The sequence below is a fragment of the Streptomyces venezuelae genome, assembly GCF_008642335.1.
Taxonomy (GTDB): Bacteria; Actinomycetota; Actinomycetes; order Streptomycetales; family Streptomycetaceae; genus Streptomyces; species Streptomyces venezuelae_F.
Genome location: NZ_CP029191.1, coordinates 5,063,530 through 5,085,385, shown reverse-complemented (window position 1 = coordinate 5,085,385; position 21,856 = coordinate 5,063,530). Strand labels below are relative to the sequence as shown.

At 72.5% G+C, this 21,856-nt stretch carries 20 protein-coding genes; 12 read left to right on the top strand and 8 right to left on the bottom strand.

The features are described 5' to 3' along the window. Positions 1-3: 3 nt before the first annotated feature. The 5 genes from hutH to DEJ49_RS23165 form a co-directional block, all read right to left on the bottom strand. Positions 4-1,542, bottom strand: a complete 1,539-nt coding sequence (hutH, locus tag DEJ49_RS23185; protein WP_409239247.1) for a histidine ammonia-lyase — start codon at positions 1,540-1,542, stop codon at positions 4-6. A 189-nt stretch (positions 1,543-1,731) separates the two neighbouring features. Next, positions 1,732-2,883, bottom strand: a complete 1,152-nt coding sequence (locus tag DEJ49_RS23180) for a sensor domain-containing diguanylate cyclase (RefSeq protein WP_150185908.1) — start codon at positions 2,881-2,883, stop codon at positions 1,732-1,734. 115 nt (positions 2,884-2,998) lie between these two features. Further along, on the bottom strand, positions 2,999-3,796 hold the full coding sequence (locus DEJ49_RS23175; RefSeq protein WP_150185907.1) for an enoyl-CoA hydratase/isomerase family protein: 798 nt from the start codon (positions 3,794-3,796) through the stop codon (positions 2,999-3,001). A 96-nt stretch (positions 3,797-3,892) separates the two neighbouring features. Next, positions 3,893-5,092 carry an adenylate/guanylate cyclase domain-containing protein gene (locus DEJ49_RS23170; RefSeq protein ID WP_150185906.1) on the bottom strand — a complete coding sequence of 400 codons (1,200 nt, stop codon included), beginning with the start codon at positions 5,090-5,092 and terminating at the stop codon, positions 3,893-3,895. A 627-nt stretch (positions 5,093-5,719) separates the two neighbouring features. Further along, positions 5,720-6,583: a biotin--[acetyl-CoA-carboxylase] ligase gene (locus tag DEJ49_RS23165; protein ID WP_150185905.1), complete on the bottom strand. Its 864-nt coding sequence runs from the start codon at positions 6,581-6,583 to the stop codon at positions 5,720-5,722. Between the two features lie 126 nt (positions 6,584-6,709). On the opposite strand from DEJ49_RS23165, the gene DEJ49_RS23160 reads away from it, so the two are divergent. The 4 genes from DEJ49_RS23160 (at position 6,710) to DEJ49_RS23150 (ending at position 9,475) form a co-directional block, all read left to right on the top strand. After that, positions 6,710-8,338, top strand: coding sequence for an acyl-CoA carboxylase subunit beta (locus DEJ49_RS23160; protein ID WP_190329419.1), 1,629 nt, complete (start codon positions 6,710-6,712; stop codon positions 8,336-8,338). Between the two features lie 17 nt (positions 8,339-8,355). Further along, positions 8,356-8,562, top strand: a complete 207-nt coding sequence (locus DEJ49_RS23155) for an acyl-CoA carboxylase subunit epsilon (protein WP_150185904.1) — start codon at positions 8,356-8,358, stop codon at positions 8,560-8,562. 81 nt (positions 8,563-8,643) lie between these two features. Next, the gene (gene mmpB / locus DEJ49_RS36770) at positions 8,644-8,772 is read left to right on the top strand and encodes a morphogenic membrane protein MmpB (protein WP_263398813.1); all 129 of its coding nucleotides are present in this window, start codon (positions 8,644-8,646) and stop codon (positions 8,770-8,772) included. Between the two features lie 94 nt (positions 8,773-8,866). Next, positions 8,867-9,475, top strand: coding sequence for a nucleoside triphosphate pyrophosphatase (locus tag DEJ49_RS23150; protein WP_150185903.1), 609 nt, complete (start codon positions 8,867-8,869; stop codon positions 9,473-9,475). A 9-nt stretch (positions 9,476-9,484) separates the two neighbouring features. On the opposite strand, the gene DEJ49_RS23145 is transcribed toward DEJ49_RS23150, so the two are convergent. Beyond that, a complete protein-coding gene (locus DEJ49_RS23145; RefSeq protein WP_223832957.1) occupies positions 9,485-9,925 on the bottom strand; it encodes a hypothetical protein in 441 nt (146 codons plus the stop codon). 354 nt (positions 9,926-10,279) lie between these two features. Between DEJ49_RS23145 and DEJ49_RS23140 the strand changes: the two genes are divergently transcribed. From DEJ49_RS23140 to DEJ49_RS23130, 4 genes are all read left to right on the top strand, one after another. Next, positions 10,280-12,052, top strand: coding sequence for an acetyl/propionyl/methylcrotonyl-CoA carboxylase subunit alpha (locus DEJ49_RS23140; RefSeq protein WP_150185902.1), 1,773 nt, complete (start codon positions 10,280-10,282; stop codon positions 12,050-12,052). Positions 12,053-12,339: 287 nt separating this feature from the next. Next, positions 12,340-13,230: a hypothetical protein gene (locus DEJ49_RS23135; RefSeq protein WP_150185901.1), complete on the top strand. Its 891-nt coding sequence runs from the start codon at positions 12,340-12,342 to the stop codon at positions 13,228-13,230. Positions 13,231-13,235: 5 nt separating this feature from the next. Beyond that, positions 13,236-13,409: a hypothetical protein gene (locus DEJ49_RS36020; RefSeq protein WP_190329418.1), complete on the top strand. Its 174-nt coding sequence runs from the start codon at positions 13,236-13,238 to the stop codon at positions 13,407-13,409. Between the two features lie 52 nt (positions 13,410-13,461). Continuing rightward, positions 13,462-14,079: a TetR/AcrR family transcriptional regulator gene (locus DEJ49_RS23130; RefSeq protein WP_409239154.1), complete on the top strand. Its 618-nt coding sequence runs from the start codon at positions 13,462-13,464 to the stop codon at positions 14,077-14,079. Positions 14,080-14,152: 73 nt separating this feature from the next. Here DEJ49_RS23130 and DEJ49_RS23125 read toward each other — a convergent pair whose 3' ends face one another. After that, positions 14,153-15,124: a DeoR/GlpR family DNA-binding transcription regulator gene (locus DEJ49_RS23125; protein WP_150185900.1), complete on the bottom strand. Its 972-nt coding sequence runs from the start codon at positions 15,122-15,124 to the stop codon at positions 14,153-14,155. Positions 15,125-15,300: 176 nt separating this feature from the next. Further along, positions 15,301-16,749, bottom strand: a complete 1,449-nt coding sequence (locus DEJ49_RS23120) for an NAD(P)H-quinone dehydrogenase (protein WP_150185899.1) — start codon at positions 16,747-16,749, stop codon at positions 15,301-15,303. 121 nt (positions 16,750-16,870) lie between these two features. Here DEJ49_RS23120 and DEJ49_RS23115 point away from each other — a divergent pair, with 121 nt between their 5' ends. The 4 genes from DEJ49_RS23115 (at position 16,871) to DEJ49_RS23100 (ending at position 21,830) form a co-directional block, all read left to right on the top strand. Then, positions 16,871-17,308: a gamma-glutamylcyclotransferase gene (locus tag DEJ49_RS23115; RefSeq protein ID WP_055568517.1), complete on the top strand. Its 438-nt coding sequence runs from the start codon at positions 16,871-16,873 to the stop codon at positions 17,306-17,308. A gap of 112 nt (positions 17,309-17,420) precedes the next feature. Further along, a complete protein-coding gene (locus DEJ49_RS23110) occupies positions 17,421-18,245 on the top strand; it encodes a purine-nucleoside phosphorylase (protein WP_150185898.1) in 825 nt (274 codons plus the stop codon). A 511-nt stretch (positions 18,246-18,756) separates the two neighbouring features. After that, on the top strand, positions 18,757-20,421 hold the full coding sequence (locus DEJ49_RS23105) for a phospho-sugar mutase (RefSeq protein WP_150185897.1): 1,665 nt from the start codon (positions 18,757-18,759) through the stop codon (positions 20,419-20,421). 173 nt (positions 20,422-20,594) lie between these two features. Continuing rightward, positions 20,595-21,830: a hypothetical protein gene (locus DEJ49_RS23100; RefSeq protein WP_411757188.1), complete on the top strand. Its 1,236-nt coding sequence runs from the start codon at positions 20,595-20,597 to the stop codon at positions 21,828-21,830. Positions 21,831-21,856: the final 26 nt, after the last annotated feature.

Below are 21,856 nucleotides of genomic sequence, written 5' to 3'. Positions count from 1 at the left end.
GCGCTAGGCCAGCGGCCCCGTCACCGGCTCGACCGCCGTCACCAGCGCGCCCGACCTGACGAACGCGTCCGCCGCCGCCAGGTCCGGCGCGAGGAAACGATCCGGCCCGGGGCCCTCGACGCCCGCCTTGCGGACGGCCTCGACGACCGCCCGCGTCGCGGGCGCGGGGGTGAGGCCCTCGCGGAGTTCGACGGCGCGCGTCGCGGCGTACAGCTCGATCGCGACGATGCGGGTCAGATTGTCGACCGCGGTGCGCAGCTTGCGGGCCGCGGACCAGCCCATGGAGACGTGGTCCTCCTGCATGGCGGAGGACGGGATGGAGTCCGCGGAGGCCGGGACGGCGAGCCGCTTCATCTCGCTGACCAGGGCGGCCTGCGTGTACTGGGCGATCATGAGGCCCGAGTCGACGCCCGCGTCGTCCGCGAGGAACGGCGGCAGGCCGTGCGAGCGGTTCTTGTCGAGCAGCCGGTCGGTGCGGCGCTCGGCGATCGAGCCGAGGTCGGCCGCGGCGATGGCGAGGAAGTCGAGGACGTACGCGACCGGGGCGCCGTGGAAGTTGCCGTTGGACTCCACACGGCCGTCGGGCAGGACGACGGGGTTGTCGACGGCGGCGGCCAGTTCGCGTTCGGCGACCAGGCGGGCGTGGGCCATCGTGTCGCGGCCCGCGCCCGCGACCTGCGGCGCGCACCGCACGGAGTACGCGTCCTGGACGCGCGGCGCGTCGTCTTGGTGGTGGCCGGTGAGGCCGGACCCGGCGAGGACGGCGAGCATGTTGGCGGCGGACGCGGCCTGGCCCGGGTGGGGGCGGATGGCGTGCAGCTCGGGCGCGAGGACCTTGTCCGTGCCGAGCAGCGCCTCCAGCGTGAGGGCGGCGGTGATGTCGGCGGACTTGTAGAGGGTCTCCAGGTCGGCGAGGGCCATCACGAGCATGCCGAGCATGCCGTCGGTGCCGTTCAGGAGGGCGAGGCCCTCCTTCTCGCGCAGCTCGACCGGCGTGATGCCGTGCGCGGCGAGCAGCTCGCCCGCGGGCCGCACCTCGCCGTCGGGGCCCTCCGCGTCGCCCTCGCCCATGAGCGTCAGCGCGCAGTGGCTGAGCGGCGCGAGGTCGCCGGAGCAGCCGAGCGAGCCGTACTCGTGGACGACGGGCGTGATGCCCGCGTTGAGCACGTCGGCCATGGTCTGCGCGACCTCGGGGCGTACACCGGTGTGGCCGGAGCAGACCGTCTTGAGCCGCAGGAACATCAGCGCGCGCACCACTTCGCGCTCCACGCGCGGGCCCATGCCGGCCGCGTGCGAGCGGACGATGTTGCGCTGCAGCTGGGCGCGGAGGTCCGGGCCGATGTGGCGGCTGGCCAGGGCGCCGAAGCCGGTCGAGACGCCGTACACGGGCTCGGGCTTGGCCGCGAGCGCGTCGACGATCTCGCGGGCGGCGGCGAGCGCCGCCAGCGCGTCGGCGGTGAGTTCGATCCGTGCGTTGCCGCGCGCGACGGCGATGACGTCCGCCGCGGTCGTCCCGGAGGTCCCAAGGGCCACGGTGCCCACGCTGTGCATATCCATATTCAGCAGCGTACGGACTGAATCGCCAGGTGTCACGGGTGGAATTGGCGGCTGCCACTTACCCGCGGGTTCAACCGCACTTGAGCGTTCCCCGGAACGCCGTGCCGCAGCGGGTACGGAGCCTGCTCGCGGTTCGCCCGCACGGACAGCGCGGCCACCGAGACCGGCGCCGGATCAACGCCCGCGCCCCCGGAACGCGCGCCGCTCCCCCGTCCGACGGTCCCCCGCGGGCGCGTCCGCGAGCCGCACCACCGGGTCGTCCACGCCCTCGCGCCCCGCCACCACCGGCTTCGCCGCACGTGCCGCCTTCGCCCGGTACTGCGCCGCGTCCGCGAGCCGGAAGAGACGGCGGGCCGAGCGCACCGCGCCGATCGGATCGCCGGTCGACGCGACGCCGCACGCCACCCCGTCCCCGAGCTCCAACTCATACGCGCGTACGCAGAGTTCGTCCGCCACCCGTACCACCTCGTCGGCGGTGGGGCCGACCGCGACGAGGCAGAACTCGTCGCCGCCGAGGCGGGCCGCCAGCGTCCCCGGCAGCATCGCGCCGCAGAGCGAGAGGACCGAGCCGAAGCGTTCGAGGAGGCGGTCGCCGACCGCGTGGCCCCGGGTGTCGTTGACCCGCTTGAGCCCGTTGACGTCGCAGACGACCAGGCTCACCACGGTTCCCTCCGCGAGGTGCCGCTCCACCGCCTCGTCGAGGCGCAGGTCGACCGCGCGGCGGTTGGCGAGCCCCGTGAGCGCGTCCGTGAAGGCGAGGCGGCGCGCCTCCTCCAGGCGTTCGGTCTGCGCGATCCCGGCGGCCACCACCGCCGTGAGGACCGTCGCGAAGTCCGCGTCGGCCCGCTCGAAGACGGGCTCCCCGGGCGGCCGCGCCACGTACAGCTCGCCCCACGCCCGCCCGTGCAGCACCACCGGGGCGACCACGCAGCAGCCGCGGCCCCGGCGACGCAGGGCGGCGACGCGCTGGTGGCAGTAGCCGGGCTCACGGGCGTCGGCGGGGCCCTCGGCGGTCTCGACCCAGGCGTGCGGTTCGCCGCCGCCCGCCCAGTGCTCGTGCAGGAACTCGGTGATCTCCGGGAACTGGTGGACGGGGTACGCCTCGTTCTCCGGGAACTCCTCCTCGCCGTGGACGCGTTGCCCGGCGTTCACGAGCACCCGCAGCCGGCCCATGTCCCGCTCCCACACGGACAGCGCGGCGAAGCTCCCGCTCAGCGCGCGGCAGGTGCCGAGAGCGGCCGCCCGCCAGGACTCGCGCGGAGTGTGCGCGGCGGCCATTCCCTGCGCCAGCTCGACCACGGCCCGCAGCCGGACATCCTCTCCCATTTCCCCAGATTAGGAGGTTTGCCGCATTTTGGAACGTCGAGACATGACAGAACGTGAGCGCGGACCGCCCACTGCACCCCGGCCTGCTACACCCCGCCCGCTGCCCCCCTGCCCGCTACACCCCGGGCCACTGCGGCTTCCGCTTCTCGTTGAAGGCCGCGACGCCCTCCGCGCGGTCGGCGGAGAACGCCACCGTCCGCCACGCCGCGTCCTCGACCTCCAGGCCCGCCCGCAGGTCGAGGCCGTGCCCGAGCCGCAGGGCGCGCTTGGCCGCGCGCAGGCCGACCGGCGAGTTCGCGGCGATGCGGGCGCCGAGCGCCAGCGCCTCCGCGCGGGCCTCGCCCTCCGCCACCAGCAGGTCGACCAGGCCCAACTCCCGCGCCTCCGCGGCCTCCACGCGGCGCGCGGAGAAGATCAGCTCGGCGGCGCGGGCGGCGCCCACGCGGCGCGGCAGGAGCTGGGTGCCGCCACCGCCGGGGATGACGCCCACGGAGACCTCGGGGAGGCCGACGACCGCGGTCCCGTCCGCCACGATCATGTCGCAGGAGAGTGCGAGCTCGAACCCGCCGCCGAGCGCGAAGCCGTGCACGGCGGCGACGGTGGGCATCGGCAGGTCCAGGACGCCGGTGTACGAGGCGCGGGTCGTGGGGCGCTGGCGGCGCAGCTCGTCGTCGCTGAAGGAGTTCCGCTCCTTCAGGTCGGCGCCCACGCAGAAGGCCCGCTCGTGCGTGGAGGTCAGGACGACGACGCGGGCGTCGTGGTCCTCGGACAGGGCGGCGCAGGCGGCGGCGATGGAGCGGGCCATCTCCGAGGAGACGGCGTTCATCGCCTTGGGACGGTCCAGGACGAGCTCGACGACGTGGCCGTGCCGCCTGACCGCCACGTACTCCCCGTACCGCTGCTCGTCGCCCATGACGCTCCTCCACCTCCGGTTAACGATCGTTACCCGGGGATCATGTCACCGGCCGGGTCCCGGGGGAAGGGACTCCTCAGCACTCCTCAGCACTCCTCAGCCCCTTCGGGCCAGGAGCCACGGCTCGACGACGCCGAGGCCGCGGACCGGGCGCTGCCACATCGGCTGGAGCGCGAAGCGGTACGAGGGCGGCTCCTCGCCCTCCTTCTCCGCCGCGGCGGCCTCCTCCGCGGCCTGCATCTCGGACGCGGGCGCGTCGCCGGTCCGGGTCAGCTCCTCCGCGAACGCGCCGTCCACGAGGACCGCGTCCCGCGGCGCTATCGACGTGAGGCGGCTCGCGAGGTTCACGGTCGTGCCGAAGACGTCGCCCATGCGGGTCGTCACGGTGCCGAAGGCGATGCCGACGCGCAGCTCCGGCATCGTCTCGTCGTTGGCCATCGTCTCGATGAGACGCAGTGCGATCTCCGCGGCCACGCCCGCGTCGTCGGCGGCGTAGAGGACTTCGTCGCCGAGGGTCTTGATGAGCCGCCCGCCGTGCGCGGCGACGAGGTCCGCGGCGGTCGTCTCGAAGGCCTCGACGAGTTCGCCGAGCTCCTCCTCCTCCATGCGCCGGGTGAGCCGGGTGAACCCGACGAGGTCGGCGAAGCCGACGGCGAGGCGCCGGTCCACCATCTCCTCGTCGTCCGCGGCCTGGACGACGCGGCCGGTGGCAGCGGCGAGCTGGCGGCGCCACACGTAGACGAGGAACTCCTCCAGCTCGGGCAGGAGCAGTTCGATCAGCGGGTACGTGACCTCGGTCCGCGTCATGCCCGGCTCCGGAGGCTCCGTCAGCCCCTCCAGGAAGGAGTCAATCTGCCACTCGGCGAGGCGGGCGGTGGTCTGTCCGGTGGACCGGGCCACCTGGACGGCCATGGCCTCGCTCAGCAGGCCCGCCTCGACGAGGCCCGCGAGGCGGCGCAGGGCGAGCACGTCCGCCTCGGTGAGGGCCTTGGCCTGGCCGATGTCCGGAAAGCCCATGGCCCGCCAGAAGCGGGACGCCAGCTCCATCGAGACGCCCGCGCTGCGGGCGGCCTGGAAGGGGGTGTAGCGGCGGTCGGCGCCGAGGATGAGCTGTTCGAGGCGGAGGGCGAGCGGGTCCTTCTCCGCGTCGTCCTCGCTCTTCTCGTCCACGTCGGACACTTCGGGCACGCCGAAGTCGTCTCGCGCGCGGGCAGCCACGGGTTCGGCGGTACGGCTGTCCCCGCCGTCGGAGGCGGGGTGTTCGCCCTCGCCCGAGCCCGTGTCGTCGACGGTCACGCCTGCTGCCCTTCCGATCTGCCGCGGTCAGGTATCGACCGGCGCCAACTTTACGGCAGGTGTGCCGCAGCTCACTCCCGACTCCGCCGACCCGCCGCTTGACGGCCGGGGGTCCGGGGGTCGCCCCCCGGGCAAGCACAGCACGGCAGGTGTGCCGCAGCTCACTCCCGACTCCGCCGACCCGCCGCTTGACGGCCGGGGGCCCGGGGGTCGCCCCCCGGGCAAGCACGGCACGGCAGGTGTGCCGCAGCTCACTCCCGACTCCCGGGACGCGCTTCTTGACGCCCGGGGATCTGGCACCCTGCGCCGTGCGGCGCCTCTGCGTCTGCCGCGGCTTGCCGGCTGGCGGGTGCGGGTGCGTCTCGGCTTGTCGCGCAGTTCCCCGCGCCCCTGCAAGCGCGCCTTCGCATCTGCCGACGTATGCCGTCGGGCGGCTGCCGATCCGTCGTGGCTTGGCGCGCAGTTCCCCGCGCCCCTCAAGCGCGCCTTCGCGTCTGCCGACGTATGCCGTCGGGCGGCTGCCGGTCCGTCGGGGCTTGGCGCGCAGTTCCCCGCGCCCCTCAAGGCGCGTTCGTTGCCCCGCGCCTTCAGAAGCGCGCCCTTGCCCGCTCCCCCTGTGGGGCGCCCCTACTCCGCCGGGCGGAGGTGGATGATGTCGCCCGCCCCTATCGGCTCCTGTACGCCCTCCCTCGTGGCCAGGATCAGGCGGCCGTCCGCGTCTACCGCTACCGCCTCGCCCACCACGGAGCGGTTGCCGGGGAGTTCTGCTCGGACCTGGCGGCCCAGGGTCGCGCAGCCTGCCGCGTAGGTTTCCTGGAGGCGGGAGGCCGTCGGGTCGCCGTCCGCGTCACGCCAGGTGACGTACCAGTGCTCCAGGGAGCGGAGTACCGCCCGGAGCAGGGGGTCTCGGTCCGTCACCTTCGCGCCGGCCAGGGCCAGTGAGCCCGCCGTGGGGACCGGCAGCTCGTCCTCGCGCAGGGTGACGTTGAGGCCGATGCCGATGACGATGCCCCCGCCGGACGCGGAGCCCGCCCGCTCCGCGAGGATGCCGCCCGCCTTTCGTTCCTGGTCACCGACCGTTACCAGGAGGTCGTTCGGCCACTTGAGTGCCGTGTCGACGCCGGCGACGCGGGAGAGGCCCGTCGCCACCGCGACGCCGGTGAGGAGCGGGAGCCAGCCCCACCGTTCGACCGGCACCTCCGCCGGTTTGAGCAGGACGGAGAAGAACAGGCCCGAGCGAGCGGGCGCCGACCAGCGGCGGTCGAGGCGGCCGCGCGCCGCGCTCTGCTCCTCGGCGACGAGGACCGCCCCCTCGGGGAGCTCGTCCGCGCGCGCCGCGAGGTCGGAGTTGGTGGAGCCGGTGACGGGCACCACGTCCAGTGAGGACCACAGGCCGCCGTCCCTGAGGAGGGTCCGACGGAGCGAGGCCGCGTTCAGGGGCGGCCTGTCGAGGTCGGACCAGCGGTTGTCTTCAGCATCTGACGGCGTCATGCAAGCCACCTTAGGTGTGGTAAACGCCGCACTGCCGAACGGTATGGGCGCCGATACGCTACGGACCAGTAGCCAGCCGCACAGCCGTAGACAAGCACCTTTGAGCAGGCAGGGAGCCGCATCCCGATGTCCGAGCCGGAACAGCCCAACGTGCCCGCGTCAGACCGCACCGCCGAAGACGGCGCCATCGACATCCATACGACCGCGGGGAAACTTGCCGACCTGCAGCGCCGCATCGAGGAGGCCAAGCACGCGGGCTCGGCCAGAGCGGTCGAGAAGCAGCACGCCAAGGGGAAGCTGACGGCGCGCGAACGCATTGAACTGCTGCTCGACGAGGGCTCCTTCGTCGAGCTCGACGAGTTCGCGCAGCACCGCTCGACCAACTTCGGCCTGGAGAAGAACCGGCCGTACGGCGACGGCGTGGTGACCGGATACGGCACCGTCGACGGCCGCCCGGTCGCCGTGTTCTCGCAGGACTTCACCGTCTTCGGCGGCGCGCTCGGCGAGGTCTTCGGCCAGAAGATCGTCAAGGTCATGGACTTCGCGCTGAAGACCGGCTGCCCGGTCATCGGCATCAACGACTCCGGCGGCGCCCGTATCCAGGAGGGCGTCATGGCCCTCGGGATGTACGGCGAGATCTTCCGGCGCAATACGCACGCCTCCGGTGTGATCCCGCAGATCTCGCTGGTCGTCGGGCCGTGCGCGGGCGGCGCCGTCTACTCCCCCGCGATCACCGACTTCACGGTCATGGTCGACCAGACCTCGCACATGTTCATCACGGGACCCGACGTCATCAAAACCGTCACCGGCGAGGACGTGGGCTTCGAGGAGCTGGGCGGCGCCCGCACCCACAACTCCACGTCGGGTGTGGCGCACCACATGGCGGGCGACGAGAAGGACGCGATCGAGTACGTCAAGTCGCTCCTGTCGTACCTGCCTTCGAACAACCTCAGCGAGCCGCCGGCCTTCCCCGAGGAGGCGGACCTCGCGCCCACGGACGAGGACCTGGCGCTGGACACGCTGATCCCGGACAGCGCGAACCAGCCGTACGACATGCACGGCGTCATCGAGCACGTCCTGGACGACGCCGAGTTCTTCGAGACGCAGCCGCTGTTCGCGCCGAACATCCTCACCGGCTTCGGCCGGATCGAGGGCCACCCGGTCGGCATCGTCGCCAACCAGCCGACACAGTTCGCGGGCTGTCTGAACATCGACGCCTCGGAGAAGGGCGCCCGGTTCGTCCGCACCTGCGACGCGTTCAACATCCCGGTCATCACCTTCGTCGACGTGCCGGGCTTCCTGCCGGGCGTCGAGCAGGAGCACACGGGCATCATCCGCCGCGGCGCGAAGCTCATCTACGCGTACGCGGAGGCGACCGTCCCGCTGATCACGATCATCACGCGCAAGGCGTTCGGCGGCGCGTACGACGTGATGGGCTCCAAGCACCTGGGCGCCGACCTGAACCTGGCCTGGCCGACCGCGCAGATCGCGGTGATGGGCGCGCAGGGCGCGGTCAACATCCTGCACCGCCGCACGATCGCCGAAGCGGGGGACGACGTCGAGGAGGTCAGGGCGCGGCTCATCCAGGAGTACGAGGACGCCCTGCTCAACCCGTACACGGCGGCCGAGCGCGGCTACGTCGACGCGGTGATCATGCCGTCCGAAACCCGCTCCCACCTCGTGCGCGGGCTGCGTCAGCTGCGTACGAAGCGGGAATCCCTCCCTCCGAAGAAGCACGGCAACATCCCCCTCTAGTCCCTCAGGGAGGGCTCATGATCAAGGTCGTACGCGGAAATCCGACCCCGGAGGAGCTCGCCGCCGCCCTGGCGGTGGTCCAGGTGCGCGCCGCGGCGGTGGCGGACGGGCCGTCCGGCGCGCCCGTGCCGCCCGACTCCTGGGCGGACCCCGCGCGGGTGGCCCGCCACCGGCTGCCCGCCCCCTCGCCGACCGCCTGGGGCCGCAGCTACTGGCCCGGCTAGAGCGCCGCGCCGGTCCGGGTCCGGGGAACTTGAGTACGCGTACTCAGGCGCCCCGGCCCGCCCGGCCGCAGTATCGATTGCATGCTGTGGTCGGACCCGGAGAACAACCCTCCGAAGGACATGCGGGACCTGCAGGCGAAGATGCGCCGTGCGGGCCTCGTCCTCGCCCTGGCGATGGTCATCGCGATGTTCGTGCTCAACGCCCACTGAGCGTCCTGAAGGGGCGCGGGGAACTGCGCGAACAGCCACCACGAACCCGCTGGAGCGCAACACGCCGCCCGGCACAGCGCCTACGCTGACCCGCATGAGTGATCAGCCCCGCCGTCTCGTCCTCGCCTCCCAGTCGCCCGCCAGGCTCGGCCTGCTCCGGCAGGCGGGCCTCGCCCCCGAGGTCATCGTCAGCGGCGTCGACGAGGACAAGGTGTCCGCGCCGACCCCCGCCGAGCTCGCCCTCGCCCTGGCCGAGGCCAAGGCGTCCGTGGTCGCCGCGCGGCCCGACGCCAAGGGCGCGCTGGTCATCGGCTGCGACTCCGTCCTTGAGCTGGACGGCCGGGCGCTCGGCAAGCCCGCGGACGTCGAGGAGGCCACCGCCCGCTGGAAGGACATGCGCGGCCGCGCGGGCGTCCTGCAGACCGGTCACTGCGTCCGCGACACCGTCTCCGGGCGGTACGCGTCGGCGACGGCGTCCACCGTCGTCCGGTTCGGCGAGCCCTCCGACGCCGAGATCGCCGCGTACGTGGCGAGCGGCGAACCGCTGCACGTGGCGGGCGCGTTCACGCTGGACGGCCGCTCGGCGCCGTTCATCGACGGCATCGAGGGCGACCACGGCAACGTCATCGGCCTCTCGCTGCCGCTGCTGCGCCGCCTCCTCGCCGAACTGGGCGTGAGCATCACGGAGTTGTGGGAGAAGTAGGGCAGCGGCTCAGGCGGCCTGGGGCGCGGCCACCGCGTCGTCCTCGGCGTCCTGCTGCGCCTTCCTCTCGTACGCCAGGAGCGGCAGGACGATCAGCCCGAGCACGACCATCATGAAGGCGAACGCGGCCCAGCCCACCAGGCCCACGCAGAAGGCCCCCAGGAGCGCGTGCAGGACGGCGCAGCTGATGAGGAGGATGCGGCCGAAGGTGCCGGGGGCGCGGTCGCGCACGGCGGTGCGGGCCAGGACGATGCCGCACAGGGCGAGGTAGCCGCCGAAGACGGCGCCCGCGATCCAGGTGGAGACGGTCATCGCGTGCGGGTCGAGGCCGGCGAGCGACATGTCCTGCTTGTCGACGACGTGGCCGAGGAACCAGTTGAGGAGCGCGATGCCGACCGCCTCCACCAGGAGCACGATCGCGCCCATCCAGGCCACCGGTCTGCGCGCCACGGCGCCCCACCCACTTCCGCTGCTGTTACCCCTAGTACGTCGTGCCCATCGCGAACGCTACTAACGGGTAAACCGTGGGACAAGAGCTGTGCCACAGGCAAAGAATCATTGGGCCATTCGTAGGGACTCCACAAAGAAAGGCGCGCGTCCGCAGCGCTGACTCACAGAGACCTTGACCACATCGGAGGGCTACGCTGCCGTGGAGGGACCCTGCGTACCGCGGTGCGACAAGGGTTTTCGCGAACCTAGCCGGTCTCGAGTGACACTCCGTGTGGGCAAGCTCACCATTGGGGACGGGTCGTAAGGCCGTGTCGGCAGTCCCTAAACTCGGCTTGTTTCAAGGAGGGAGCCATCGTGCGCAAGGTGCTCATCGCCAACCGTGGCGAAATCGCTGTCCGCGTTGCCCGGGCATGCCGGGATGCAGGGATCGCGAGCGTAGCCGTCTACGCAGACCCTGACAGGGACGCGCTGCATGTACGGGCAGCCGATGAGGCGTTCGCGCTGGGCGGTGACACTCCGGCCACCAGCTACCTGGACATCTCCAAGGTGCTGGCCGCGGCCAAGGACGCGGGGGCGGACGCCATCCACCCCGGCTACGGCTTCCTTTCGGAGAACGCCGACTTCGCGCAGGCCGTCATCGACGCGGGCCTGAACTGGATCGGCCCGCCGCCGCAGGCCATCCGTGACCTCGGCGACAAGGTCGCCGCGCGGCACATCGCGCAGCGCGCGGGTGCCCCGCTGGTCGCGGGCACGCCCGACCCGGTGTCCGGCGCCGACGAGGTCGTCGCCTTCGCCGAGGCGAACGGCCTGCCGATCGCCATCAAGGCGGCGTTCGGCGGTGGCGGCCGCGGCCTGAAGGTCGCCCGCACGCTCGAAGAGGTCCCGGAGCTGTACGACTCCGCGGTGCGCGAGGCCGTGGCGGCCTTCGGCCGCGGCGAGTGCTTCGTGGAGCGCTACCTCGACAAGCCGCGGCACGTCGAGACCCAGTGCCTCGCCGACAAGCACGGCAACGTCGTGGTCGTCTCGACCCGTGACTGCTCACTGCAGCGCCGCCACCAGAAGCTCGTCGAGGAGGCGCCCGCGCCGTTCCTGACCGCCGAGCAGAACGCCGAGCTGTACGCCGCCTCCAAGGCGATCCTCAAGGAGGCCGGCTACGTCGGCGCGGGCACCGTGGAGTTCCTCGTCGGCGTCGACGGCACGATCTCCTTCCTGGAGGTCAACACCCGTCTGCAGGTGGAGCACCCGGTCACCGAAGAGGTGGCGGGCATCGACCTGGTCCGTGAGATGTTCCGCATCGCCGACGGCGAGGAGCTCGGTTACGGCGACCCCGAACTGCGCGGTCACTCCTTCGAGTTCCGTATCAACGGTGAGGACCCGGGCCGCAACTTCCTGCCCGCGCCCGGCACCGTCACCACGTTCGCGCCGCCGTCGGGCCCCGGTGTCCGTCTGGACGCGGGCGTCGAGTCCGGCTCGGTCATCGGCCCGGCCTGGGACTCGCTCCTCGCCAAGCTGATCGTGACGGGCGCCACCCGTGAGCAGGCGCTGCAGCGCGCCTCGCGTGCGCTGGCGGAGTTCAACGTCGAGGGCATGGCCACGGCCATCCCCTTCCACCGTGCCGTCGTGACGGACCCGGCGTTCGCGCCCGAACTGACCGGCTCCAGCGACCCGTTCACGGTCCACACCCGCTGGATCGAGACCGAGTTCGTCAACGAGATCCCGCCGTTCACGGCCACCGGGGACGCCGAGTCGGACGAGGAGCCGGGCCGCGAGACGGTCGTCGTCGAGGTCGGCGGCAAGCGTCTCGAGGTCTCCCTGCCGTCCTCGCTGGGCATGACCATCGCGCGCACCGCGGCGGCGGGCGGCGCCCGTCCGAAGCGGCGCGCGGCCAAGAAGTCGGGCCCCGCGGCGTCCGGCGACACCCTCGCCTCGCCCATGCAGGGCACGATCGTCAAGGTCGCGGTCGAGGAGGGCCAGGAGGTCAAGGAGGGCGACCTGGTCGTCGTCCTGGAGGCCATGAAGATGGAACAGCCCCTGAACGCGCACCGTTCGGGCACGATCAAGGGCCTCACCGCGGAGGTCGGCGCGAGCCTGACGTCCGGCGCGGTGATCTGCGAGATCAAGGACTGACCCGCAGCGGACGCATACGCCGACGGGCCGGGTTGGATCTCTTCCAGCCCGGCCCGTCGGCGTTCCCGTCGACTGCGGCCCGGTGGAGGGCTGATCGCGCGGTTCCCCGCGCCCCTGAGTCGTCCGCCGCGCCCTGCACCGTTGCGTGCGGGGCGCGTTCGGTGAGGCGTCACGCAGGACCAGTCAGGGGCGCGGGGAACTCGCACTCCGGCCGGAACAAGCGCAACCGCCCCCGCCCCGCCCCGCGTCCTCCCCCGCGTAGAGCCGAAGGCCACGGGGGGACTTCAGTGAAACGCACGGGGGACGTCATCGGGCTGCTCGCAGCGGCAGCCGTCATCGGTACGACCGGATGGTTCGCGGGCGCCGCGGACGCCGGGCAGCGCTACGAGGCCGGGCTCGTCCTCGGCCTGTCCACGGCCCTGTCCGTCGCCCTCCTGCGCCGCTTCACCCAGCTGCCGCTGGGCAGACGCCGCCCCTACACCTTCGCGCTGCCCCTGCCCGCGCCCGACTGGGCGGCCCCGCCGCCGGACCCGGAAGGCGACCCGGAGGCGCTGCGGCCGTACGCCGAACGGCAGGCCGGGCTGCTCAGCGACGCGTCCGCGCTCGGCGACACGCTCCGCCACACCTGCACGCTCGCGCCGCACCTGCGCGCGGAGCTCGCGTCGTTCGCCGTCACCGCGTCGATCCAGGCGAGCAACTCGGTGATCGCCCCGGTCGCCGAAGGCCCGCGGAGCCCCGACCCGGCCTACGACGCGGCCCACGCACTCGGCGAGCTCGTCGCGGCGGTCGAGTTCAGCCGGATCGGGATGCGCGCGCTGGAGGCCCTGGTGACGGAGCGGCCGCTGCGGCCCGACCCGCCCTGCTACTTCAACCCGCTGCACGACCGCGGCCACGCGCGCGTGGCGCACCCGGGCGCCCCCGAGGGCACCGAGGAGGTCGCCGCCTGCCACGGCTGCGCCAAGGGGCCGGAGCCGCTCCTCGTGCCGTCGGAGGGCGGCCCGGTGCCGTACTACGACAGCGACGCCGTGGACGCCCGCTGGCGGCTGCTCGGCTACGGCGCGGTCATCCCGGACAACGGCGCCACGATGATCGCGACCGCGCGGGACGGCTTCCGCGACCCGCCCCCGGCGGCACCCTCCGGGGGCGGTCTCAAGAAGTTTCGTACGAAGGTGAGTTGATGATCATGAGTGACCTGGTCACCGGTGTGCTGAGCGGCCTCGTCCTCGGCACGTGTGTCACGTATCCGCTGGTCCTGTGGCTGACCAGGAACGTGAGCGGCGGCTCCCTGCCGCCGCACCGCCGCGAGCGCAGGGCCCGAGCGGAGCTGGACGCCTTCTTCGCCCGCCAGGATCCCTGACCACGGGCAGTGGCATCCTTGGGGGACGCGTACGTTCACGAAGGGTGCGGGGATGACGACCGGCACGGGCCAGCAGGCGAGAGCGCCGCAGCAGGCGGCACAGTCGGCGCGCACCATGCGGGCCGACGCCCGCCGCAACTACGACCGGCTGCTCGCCGAGGCGCGCTCCGCCTTCGCCGAGCACGGCACGGGCGCGTCCCTGGAGGACGTGGCGCGCCGCGCGGGCGTCGGCATCGGCACGCTCTACCGGCACTTCCCCAACCGGCACGCGCTGATGAGCGCGGTCTGGAAGGACGCGGTGTGCGACCTGCTCGCGCGTTCGCACGCGCTGCTCGACGACCCGCAGCCGTGCTCCGCGCTGGTGGCGTGGCTGCGCGCCATCATCACTCATGCGGGTGAGTATCGCGGTCTTTCGAGCGCGCTCATGTCGGCGTCGCACGACGACACTTCGGCGCTCGCGCGGTGCAGCATGCCCATGCGCGAGGCGGGCGCGGCCCTGCTGCTGCGCGCGCAGGAGGCGGGGACGGTGCGGCCCGACGTCTCGATCGGCGATCTGCTCCAGCTGACCAACGCGATCTCCCTGGCGGCCGAGGAGACTCCGGACGATCCGGAGCTGGCCGACCGCCTGCTCACGCTGACCCTGCGAGGGCTGAAGGCCGACGGAGGGTGAAGGCCGACGGGCACTGACGGTGGACGGGCGGACACCGGTGCGACACCGGCGCCCGCCCGGGACGCCGCCGGAATCAGCGGCGGCGCAGGTCCGCGACCCGCGCCGCCCGCTCCCCTGGGGGCTGTTCCCCGAGGAGCGCACTGCGCAACTGCTGGCCCGGGCCCGCCCCGTGATTGCGACGCTGACCCGGCAGGGGCACGTCCCGGCGCGGCTGGCGCCCCGCGGGGACGGAGTCTGCACCGGGCGCGACCTCAGGGCCCGCGGCACCGCCGGCCACCGTGATCTGCACGCCCTGGTCGGCCAGGGCCTGCAGTTCCGTCGCGGCACGGTCGTCGTGCCCCGGCGGTTCGTCCGTGACCAGGCGGGTGATGACGTCCGTCGGCACCGTCTGGAACATCGTGTCGGTGCCGAGCTTGGTGTGGTCCGCGAGGACCACGACCTCGGCCGCCGCCTGGACCAGCGCGCGGTCCACGCTCGCGGAGAGCATGTTGGACGTGGAGAGGCCGCGCTCGGCGGTCAGCCCACTGCCCGACAGGAAGGCCCGTGACACCCGCAGCCCCTGGAGGGACTGCTCGGCCCCGCTGCCCACGAGTGCGTAGTTCGAGCCGCGCAGGGTGCCGCCGGTCATGACGACTTCCACCCTGTTGGCGTGTGCCAGCGCCTGTGCCACCAGGAGGGAGTTGGTGACGACGGTCAGGCCGGGTACCCGCGCGAGCCGGCGGGCCAGCTCCTGCGTGGTCGTACCCGCCCCGACGACGATGGCTTCGCCTTCTTCGACGAGACCCGCCGCGAGATCGGCGATGGCCGTCTTCTCGGCGGTCGCGAGATGTGATTTCTGCGGAAAGCCGGACTCCCGCGTGAATCCGCCCGGCAATACCGCACCGCCATGTCGGCGGTCGAGGAGTCCTTCTGCCTCCAGCGCGCGCACGTCCCGCCGTACGGTCACTTCGGAGGTCTGGACGACGCGGGCGAGCTCACGGAGCGATACCGCCCCGTTGGCCCGCACCATTTCGAGGATCAATTGGCGACGTTCTGCAGCGAACACGAAACTGACAGTAACCCCAACGACCGTCTACTTTCAGCAGTTTGCGCCGAATTACAGAAGTTGTTCGCACCGCAGGGTGGGAAGTGGTATAGGTGCTTACTCTCCCCGCCTATGCCGCACGAATGGGCGGCAACAGTGCGTGACCTGCAAAGAGTTGTTTCAGGCCGCCGACAGGATCAGCCCTCGCCCGCCGTCTTCCGCGTGTGCAGCTGACGCGCCACCTCCGCGATCGACCCCGAAAGCGACGGGTACACGGTGAACGCATTCGCGATCTGCTCGACCGTCAGATTGTTGTCGACCGCGATCGAGATGGGGTGGATCAGTTCCGAAGCGCGCGGTGCGACGACCACACCGCCGACCACGATGCCCGTGCCGGGACGGCAGAAGATCTTGACGAAACCGTCGCGGATGCCCTGCATCTTCGCGCGCGGATTGCGCAGCAGCGGCAGCTTCACCACGCGGGCGTCGATCTTTCCGGCGTCGACGTCGGCCTGGCTGTAGCCGACGGTCGCGATCTCGGGGTCGGTGAAGACGTTCGCGGAGACGGCCTTCAGGTTCAGCGGCTGCACGGCGTCACCGAGGAAGTGGTACATCGCGATGCGCCCCTGCATGGCGGCGACGGAGGCCAGCGCGAAGATCCCGGTCACGTCACCGGCCGCGTACACGCCGGGGGCGGACGTCCGCGACACCTTGTCGGTCCAGATGTGCCCGGAGTCCTTCAGCTTGACCCCGGCCTCCTCCAGGCCCATGCCACTGCTGTTCGGGATGGCACCGACGGCCATCAGGCAGTGCGAGCCGGAGATGACGCGCCCGTCGTCGAGCGTGACCTCGACCCGGTCCCCGACGCGCTTGGCGGAAGCGGCGCGGGAGCGGGACATGACGTTCATGCCGCGGCGGCGGAAGACGTCCTCGAGCACGGCGGCGGCGTCCGGGTCCTCACCGGGAAGCACCCGGTCACGACTCGACACCAAGGTCACGTTCGACCCGAGCGCCTGATAGGCACCGGCGAACTCGGCACCGGTCACACCCGAACCGACGACGATGAGCTCCTCGGGCAGCTCGTCGAGGTCGTACACCTGCGTCCAGTTCAGGATGCGCTCGCCGTCGGGCTGCGCGTCCGGCACCTCGCGCGGATGCCCGCCGGTGGCGATCAGCACGGCATCGGCGACGAGCGTCTCCTCGCTCCCGTCCGCGGCGCGCACCACGACCTTCCGCGACCCGTCGACGTCCTGCTGCCCCTCCAGACGGCCCCGGCCGCGCAGCACGCGCGCGCCGGCCCGCGTCACCGACGCGGTGATGTCGTGGGACTGGGCGAGCGCGAGCCGCTTCACACGGCGGTTGACCTTGCCCAGGTCGACGCCCACCACGCGCGCGGGGGTGTCGATGTGCGGAGTGTCGTCCGCGACGATGATCCCCAGCTCCTCGTACGAGGAGTCGAAGGTGGTCATCACCTCGGCCGTGGCGATCAGAGTCTTGGACGGCACGCAGTCGGTGAGCACCGACGCCCCGCCCAGACCGTCGCAGTCGACGACGGTCACCTCCGCGCCGAGCTGGGCGGCCACAAGAGCCGCCTCGTATCCGCCGGGTCCGCCGCCAATGATCACGATCCGAGTCACGTACTCCATTGTCCCGCACGCTTCAAGGTGCTCTCTCCCCGGGGGCCTCCGTCCGTGGAAGGACCCCCCGTCCGGGCGGTCCTCCTGTTCCAGGAGGGGCGCACTTGATTGCTGCCGTACCCTCGACCACATGTCGCTCTACGCCGCGTACGCCGGCAATCTGGATCCGCGGCTCATGTCACGCCGCGCACCGCACTCACCGCTGCGCGCGACCGGGTGGCTGACCGGCTGGCGGCTCACGTTCGGCGGGGAACACATGGGCTGGGAGGGCGCGCTCGCCACGCTCGTCGAGGCGCCGCGCTCCCAGGTCTTCGTCACGCTCTACGACATCGCCCCCATGGACGAGGACTCCATGGACCGCTGGGAAGGCGTCGGCCTCGACATCTACCGGCGCATGCGGGTCCGCGTGGACACGCTGGAGGGCGAGGAACCCGCTTGGGTGTACGTCCTCAACGGTTACGAGGGAGGCCTCCCGTCGGCCCGCTACCTGGGCGAACTGGCGGACGCGGCGGAATCGGCGGGCGCCCCGCACGACTATGTGATGGAACTCCGCAAACGCCCTTGCTAGCCCGCGGGGCTCTCCGTCCGCCCCTTCTCGTCGGAATCGACAAGACAACGATCGCAATCCCGTGGGCATCGTCATCTACGCGCGTAGGCCATGAGCGGCTACTCTCGTCCGCGTGAACGCTTCAGTTATTCCGGACGACATCCAGGGCGACCCGTACGCCGCCGCCGACGCCGCCGCCGCGCGCCTCCGCGAGCTCACGGGCGCCGAGACCCACGACGTCGCCCTCGTGATGGGCTCCGGCTGGGCGCCGGCCGTCGACGCGCTGGGCGAGCCCGAGGCGGACTTGGCCGTCACCGAGCTGCCCGGCTTCCCGCCGCCGGCGGTCGAGGGCCACGGTGGCCGCATCCGCTCCTTCAAGATCGGCGACAAGCGTGTGCTGGTCTTCCTGGGCCGCACCCACTACTACGAGGGCCGTGGCGTGGCCGCCGTCTCGCACGGCGTCCGTACGGCCGTCGCCGCGGGCTGCAAGACGATCGTGCTCACCAACGGCTGCGGCGGCCTGCGCGAGGGCATGCGCCCCGGCCAGCCGGTCCTCATCAGCGACCACCTCAACCTCACGGCGACGTCCCCGATCGTCGGCGCGAACTTCGTCGACCTGACGGACCTGTACTCCCCGCGTCTGCGCGCCCTCTGCAAGGAGATCGACCCGACCCTCGAAGAGGGCGTCTACGCGCAGTTCCCCGGCCCGCACTACGAGACTCCGGCGGAGATCCGCATGGCCCGCACGATCGGTGCGGACCTGGTCGGCATGTCCACGGTCCTCGAGGCGATCGCGGCGCGTGAGGCGGGTGCGGAGGTCCTCGGCATCTCCCTGGTCACGAACCTCGCCGCGGGCATGACGGGCGAGCCCCTCAACCACGAGGAGGTCCTCCAGGCGGGCCGCGACAGCGCGACGCGCATGGGCGAGCTCCTGAGCCAGGTCCTCGTCCGCGTCTGACGCTCCGCGAACGGGTGGGGTGGTCACCCCGCGCGTCCCCGCACGGCGGGGGTGGGTGGGGTGTCATCCCGCCTCCCGCCCGCGGCCCGGACCGCCCCGCCGCTTCGCGGCGGATCACTCCCACCCGCCCGTTCACCCCGCACCGTCCTGCCGGGTAGGGGCCACAAAACCGCCGCTTCGCGGCGGATGATGCCCCCCACCCACCCGCCCGTTTGCCCCGCACCGTCCAGCGCGAGTAGGAGCACCCCCACCGGGCCGCAGGCGCAAGCGCTCGCGAGGGGACGTGGGGGTATGTGCGCACGGAGCACCGAGCACACCCGGCCGGCGAGGAATATCGGGCGTGGCGCAGGGATAGCGAGTACGTACATACCCCCGCGGCCCCGCACCCACAGACGAGCAAGAGGCGCCCCCCACAGGCCCGCACTCGCCCCCGCACCGACCGACGAAGAACAGGCGCCGACCGCCCAAGGCGCCCCGCCAGACACCGCGTACAGGAGAGGCTGAAGACCCCGTGCAGGACGACACCCCCGCCACCGCAGAGCTCATCGCGCAGGCCAAGTCCTGGCTCGCCGAGGACCCGGACCCGGAGACCCGCGAAGAGCTCGGCAAGCTCATCGACGCCGAAGACATCACCGAACTGAGGACCCGCTTCGCCGGCACCCTCCAGTTCGGCACCGCCGGCCTCCGCGGCGAACTCGGCGCAGGCCCCATGCGCATGAACCGCTCCGTGGTCATCCGCGCCGCCGCCGGCCTCGCCGCGTACCTGAAGGCCAAGGGCCAGGCCGACGGCCTCGTGGTCATCGGCTACGACGCCCGCCACAAGTCCGCGGACTTCGCCCGCGACACCGCCGCGGTGATGACGGGCGCCGGCCTCCGCGCAGCCGTCCTGCCCCGCCCCCTCCCCACCCCCGTCCTCGCCTTCGCCATAAGGCACCTCGGCGCCGCAGCAGGCGTAGAGGTCACGGCCAGCCACAACCCCCCGCGGGACAACGGCTACAAGGTCTACCTCGGCGACGGCTCCCAGATCGTCCCGCCCGCCGACGCGGAGATCGCCGCGGAGATCGACGCCATCGCGAGCCTCGACGACGTACCGCGCCCCGACGCCGGCTGGGAAACCCTCGACGAAGCCGTCCTGGAGGCCTACCTGGCCCGTACGGACGCCGTCCTGTCCCCCGGCTCCCCCCGCACCGCCCGCGCCGTCTACACGGCCATGCACGGCGTCGGCAAGGACACCCTCCTCGCCGCGTTCGCCCGCGCGGGCTTCCCCGCGCCGACCCTCGTCGCCGAGCAGGCCGAGCCGGACCCGGACTTCCCGACGGTCGCGTTCCCGAATCCGGAGGAGCCGGGTGCGATGGACCTCGCCTTCGCGACGGCGGCCCGCACCTCCCCCGCCCCCGACCTGATCATCGCCAACGACCCGGACGCGGACCGCTGCGCGGCGGCGGTGAAGACCGGTCCCGAGGACACCGACTGGCGGATGCTCCGCGGCGACGAGGTGGGCGCCCTCCTCGCCGCCCACCTCGTGAAGCGCGGAGCGCACGGCACCTTCGCCGAGTCGATCGTGTCCTCCTCCCTCCTCGGCCGGATCGCCGAGAAGGCGGGCCTCCCCTACGAGGAGACCCTCACCGGCTTCAAGTGGATCGCCCGCGTCGACGGCCTCCGTTACGGCTACGAGGAGGCGCTCGGCTACTGCGTCGACCCCGAGGGCGTACGCGACAAGGACGGCATCACCGCGGCGCTGCTGCTCGCGGAACTCGCGTCCGAGCTCAAGGAGGAAGGCCGCACGTTCCTCGACCTGCTCGACGACCTCGCCCTGGAGCACGGTCTGCACGCCACTGACCAGCTGTCGGTCCGCGTCGAGGACCTGTCCCTGATCGCGGACGCGATGCGCCGCCTGCGCGAGCAGCCGCCGACGGAGCTCGCGGGCCTGCCCGTGTCGAAGGCGGAGGACCTGACGCGCGGCACGGAGACGCTGCCGCCCACCGACGGCCTGCGCTACACGCTGGACGGCGCCCGCGTCATCGTCCGCCCGAGCGGCACCGAGCCGAAGCTCAAGTGCTACCTCGAAGTGGTCGTTCCGGTGACGGACAGGGCCGCGCTGCCCGAGGCCCGCACGCGCGCGACGGACCTGCTCGCGTCGATCAAGCGCGACCTCTCCGCGGCAGCAGGCATCTGACGCGCCCCACCCCAGCCACCCGCACCACCTGAACCACCCTCACCGCCCGCACCACCCCGCACCACCCGTCCGAGTGGTTCCACGAAGCGACTGCCGCAGTACCCCGGTGCGCTGCCGGTCTTCCCAGGAAGGGACGACCGGTAGCGCACTTTCACGTTCCGGGAGCCGCCGCAGTGCCGTACGGATTCTCCGAGCCCTCGACCGCCGCCCCCACCCGCGTCCCCGCACCCGCGTCCAGGACACCGCACGGCACCACGCCCACGCCCCCGCGCCTGCGGACCCGCACCACCGCCGCCCTCCGCCACGCCTGGCCCGCCCTCGCCGCGTACACGGCGGTCCGCGCGCTCGGCCTGCTGGTGTTCACCATGTGGGCCCACCGCGACCACCGCGGCGTACGGCATCTGCTGATGGAGTCGTGGGACTGCGACTGGTACCTGAGGATCGCCCAGAGCGGTTACGCCGACGAGCTCGGCACCCGCATCGACGGCAACAACCTCGCCTTCTTCCCGCTCTACCCGCTGCTCATCAGGGCGGGCGACGCCCTCGTGCCGTGGCTGCCGCGGGGTGCGGCGGGCCTCTCCGTGTCGGTGGCCGCCTCGCTGCTCGCCGCGTGGGGGATCTTCGCGGTGGGCGACCGGCTGTACGGCCGCGGGACCGGTGTCGTCCTCGCCGTGCTCTGGGGCAGCCTGCCCGTGGCGCTCGTGCAGTGGATGGGCTATACGGAGTCCCTGTTCACCGCGCTGTGCGCGTGGTCGCTGTACGCGGTGCTGAGCGATCGCTGGCTGTGGGCGGGCTCTCTGGCCGCGCTGGCGGGCCTGACGCGTCCCACGGGCGTGGCGGTGGCCGCGGCGGTGTCCCTGACCGCCCTGCTCACCCTGCGCCGGCCACCCGCCGCGGCCGGCTCCCGCCGTCCCCTTCGCCCACTCCTCGGCGCCCTCGTCGCTCCCCTCGGCTGGCTCGCGTACGTCGGCTGGGTGGGCCTGCGCCTCGGCCGCTGGGACGGGTACTTCGCCGTACAGAAGCTGTGGCGCAACGAGTGGGACGGCGGCGTCGCGACGTATCGGCGGATGCGGGACCTGTTCGTCACCGAGCGGCCCGCGCTGTTCGTGGCGATGGTGACGGTCGTCCTGCTGGGGGCGGTCGTGCTGTTCGTACTGTCGGTGGGCGACCGGCAGCCGCTGCCCCTGCTGCTCTTCAGCGGTCTGCTGCTCGTGATCGTGCTCGGCAGCAGCGGCGTCTACTTCCCCCGGGCGCGCTTCCTGCTGCCCGGCTTCCCGCTGCTGCTGCCGGTCGCCGTGGCGCTGGCACGCGCGAGGGCGCACGTACGCGTGACGGTGCTGATCGCGGCGGCGCTCACGTCGGCGGTGTGCGGCGGCCACATGCTCCTGGGCTGGCACGGCCCGCCGTGACCGGAGTCGGCGCGGGCGCCCGGCAG

Bases quoted from the DNA above. Each gene is read 5' to 3' on its own strand.
- DEJ49_RS23180 (WP_150185908.1), bottom strand. From the start codon at position 2,883: ATGGGAGAGGATGTCCGGCTGCGGGCCGTGGTCGAGCTGGCGCAGGGA.
- DEJ49_RS23175 (WP_150185907.1), bottom strand. From the start codon at position 3,796: ATGGGCGACGAGCAGCGGTACGGGGAGTACGTGGCGGTCAGGCGGCAC.
- DEJ49_RS23165 (WP_150185905.1), bottom strand. From the start codon at position 6,583: ATGACGCCGTCAGATGCTGAAGACAACCGCTGGTCCGACCTCGACAGG.
- DEJ49_RS23160 (WP_190329419.1), top strand. From the start codon at position 6,710: ATGTCCGAGCCGGAACAGCCCAACGTGCCCGCGTCAGACCGCACCGCC.
- DEJ49_RS23155 (WP_150185904.1), top strand. From the start codon at position 8,356: ATGATCAAGGTCGTACGCGGAAATCCGACCCCGGAGGAGCTCGCCGCC.
- mmpB (WP_263398813.1), top strand. From the start codon at position 8,644: ATGCTGTGGTCGGACCCGGAGAACAACCCTCCGAAGGACATGCGGGAC.
- DEJ49_RS23150 (WP_150185903.1), top strand. From the start codon at position 8,867: ATGAGTGATCAGCCCCGCCGTCTCGTCCTCGCCTCCCAGTCGCCCGCC.
- DEJ49_RS36020 (WP_190329418.1), top strand. From the start codon at position 13,236: ATGAGTGACCTGGTCACCGGTGTGCTGAGCGGCCTCGTCCTCGGCACG.
- DEJ49_RS23130 (WP_409239154.1), top strand. From the start codon at position 13,462: ATGACGACCGGCACGGGCCAGCAGGCGAGAGCGCCGCAGCAGGCGGCA.
- DEJ49_RS23120 (WP_150185899.1), bottom strand. From the start codon at position 16,749: ATGGAGTACGTGACTCGGATCGTGATCATTGGCGGCGGACCCGGCGGA.
- DEJ49_RS23115 (WP_055568517.1), top strand. From the start codon at position 16,871: ATGTCGCTCTACGCCGCGTACGCCGGCAATCTGGATCCGCGGCTCATG.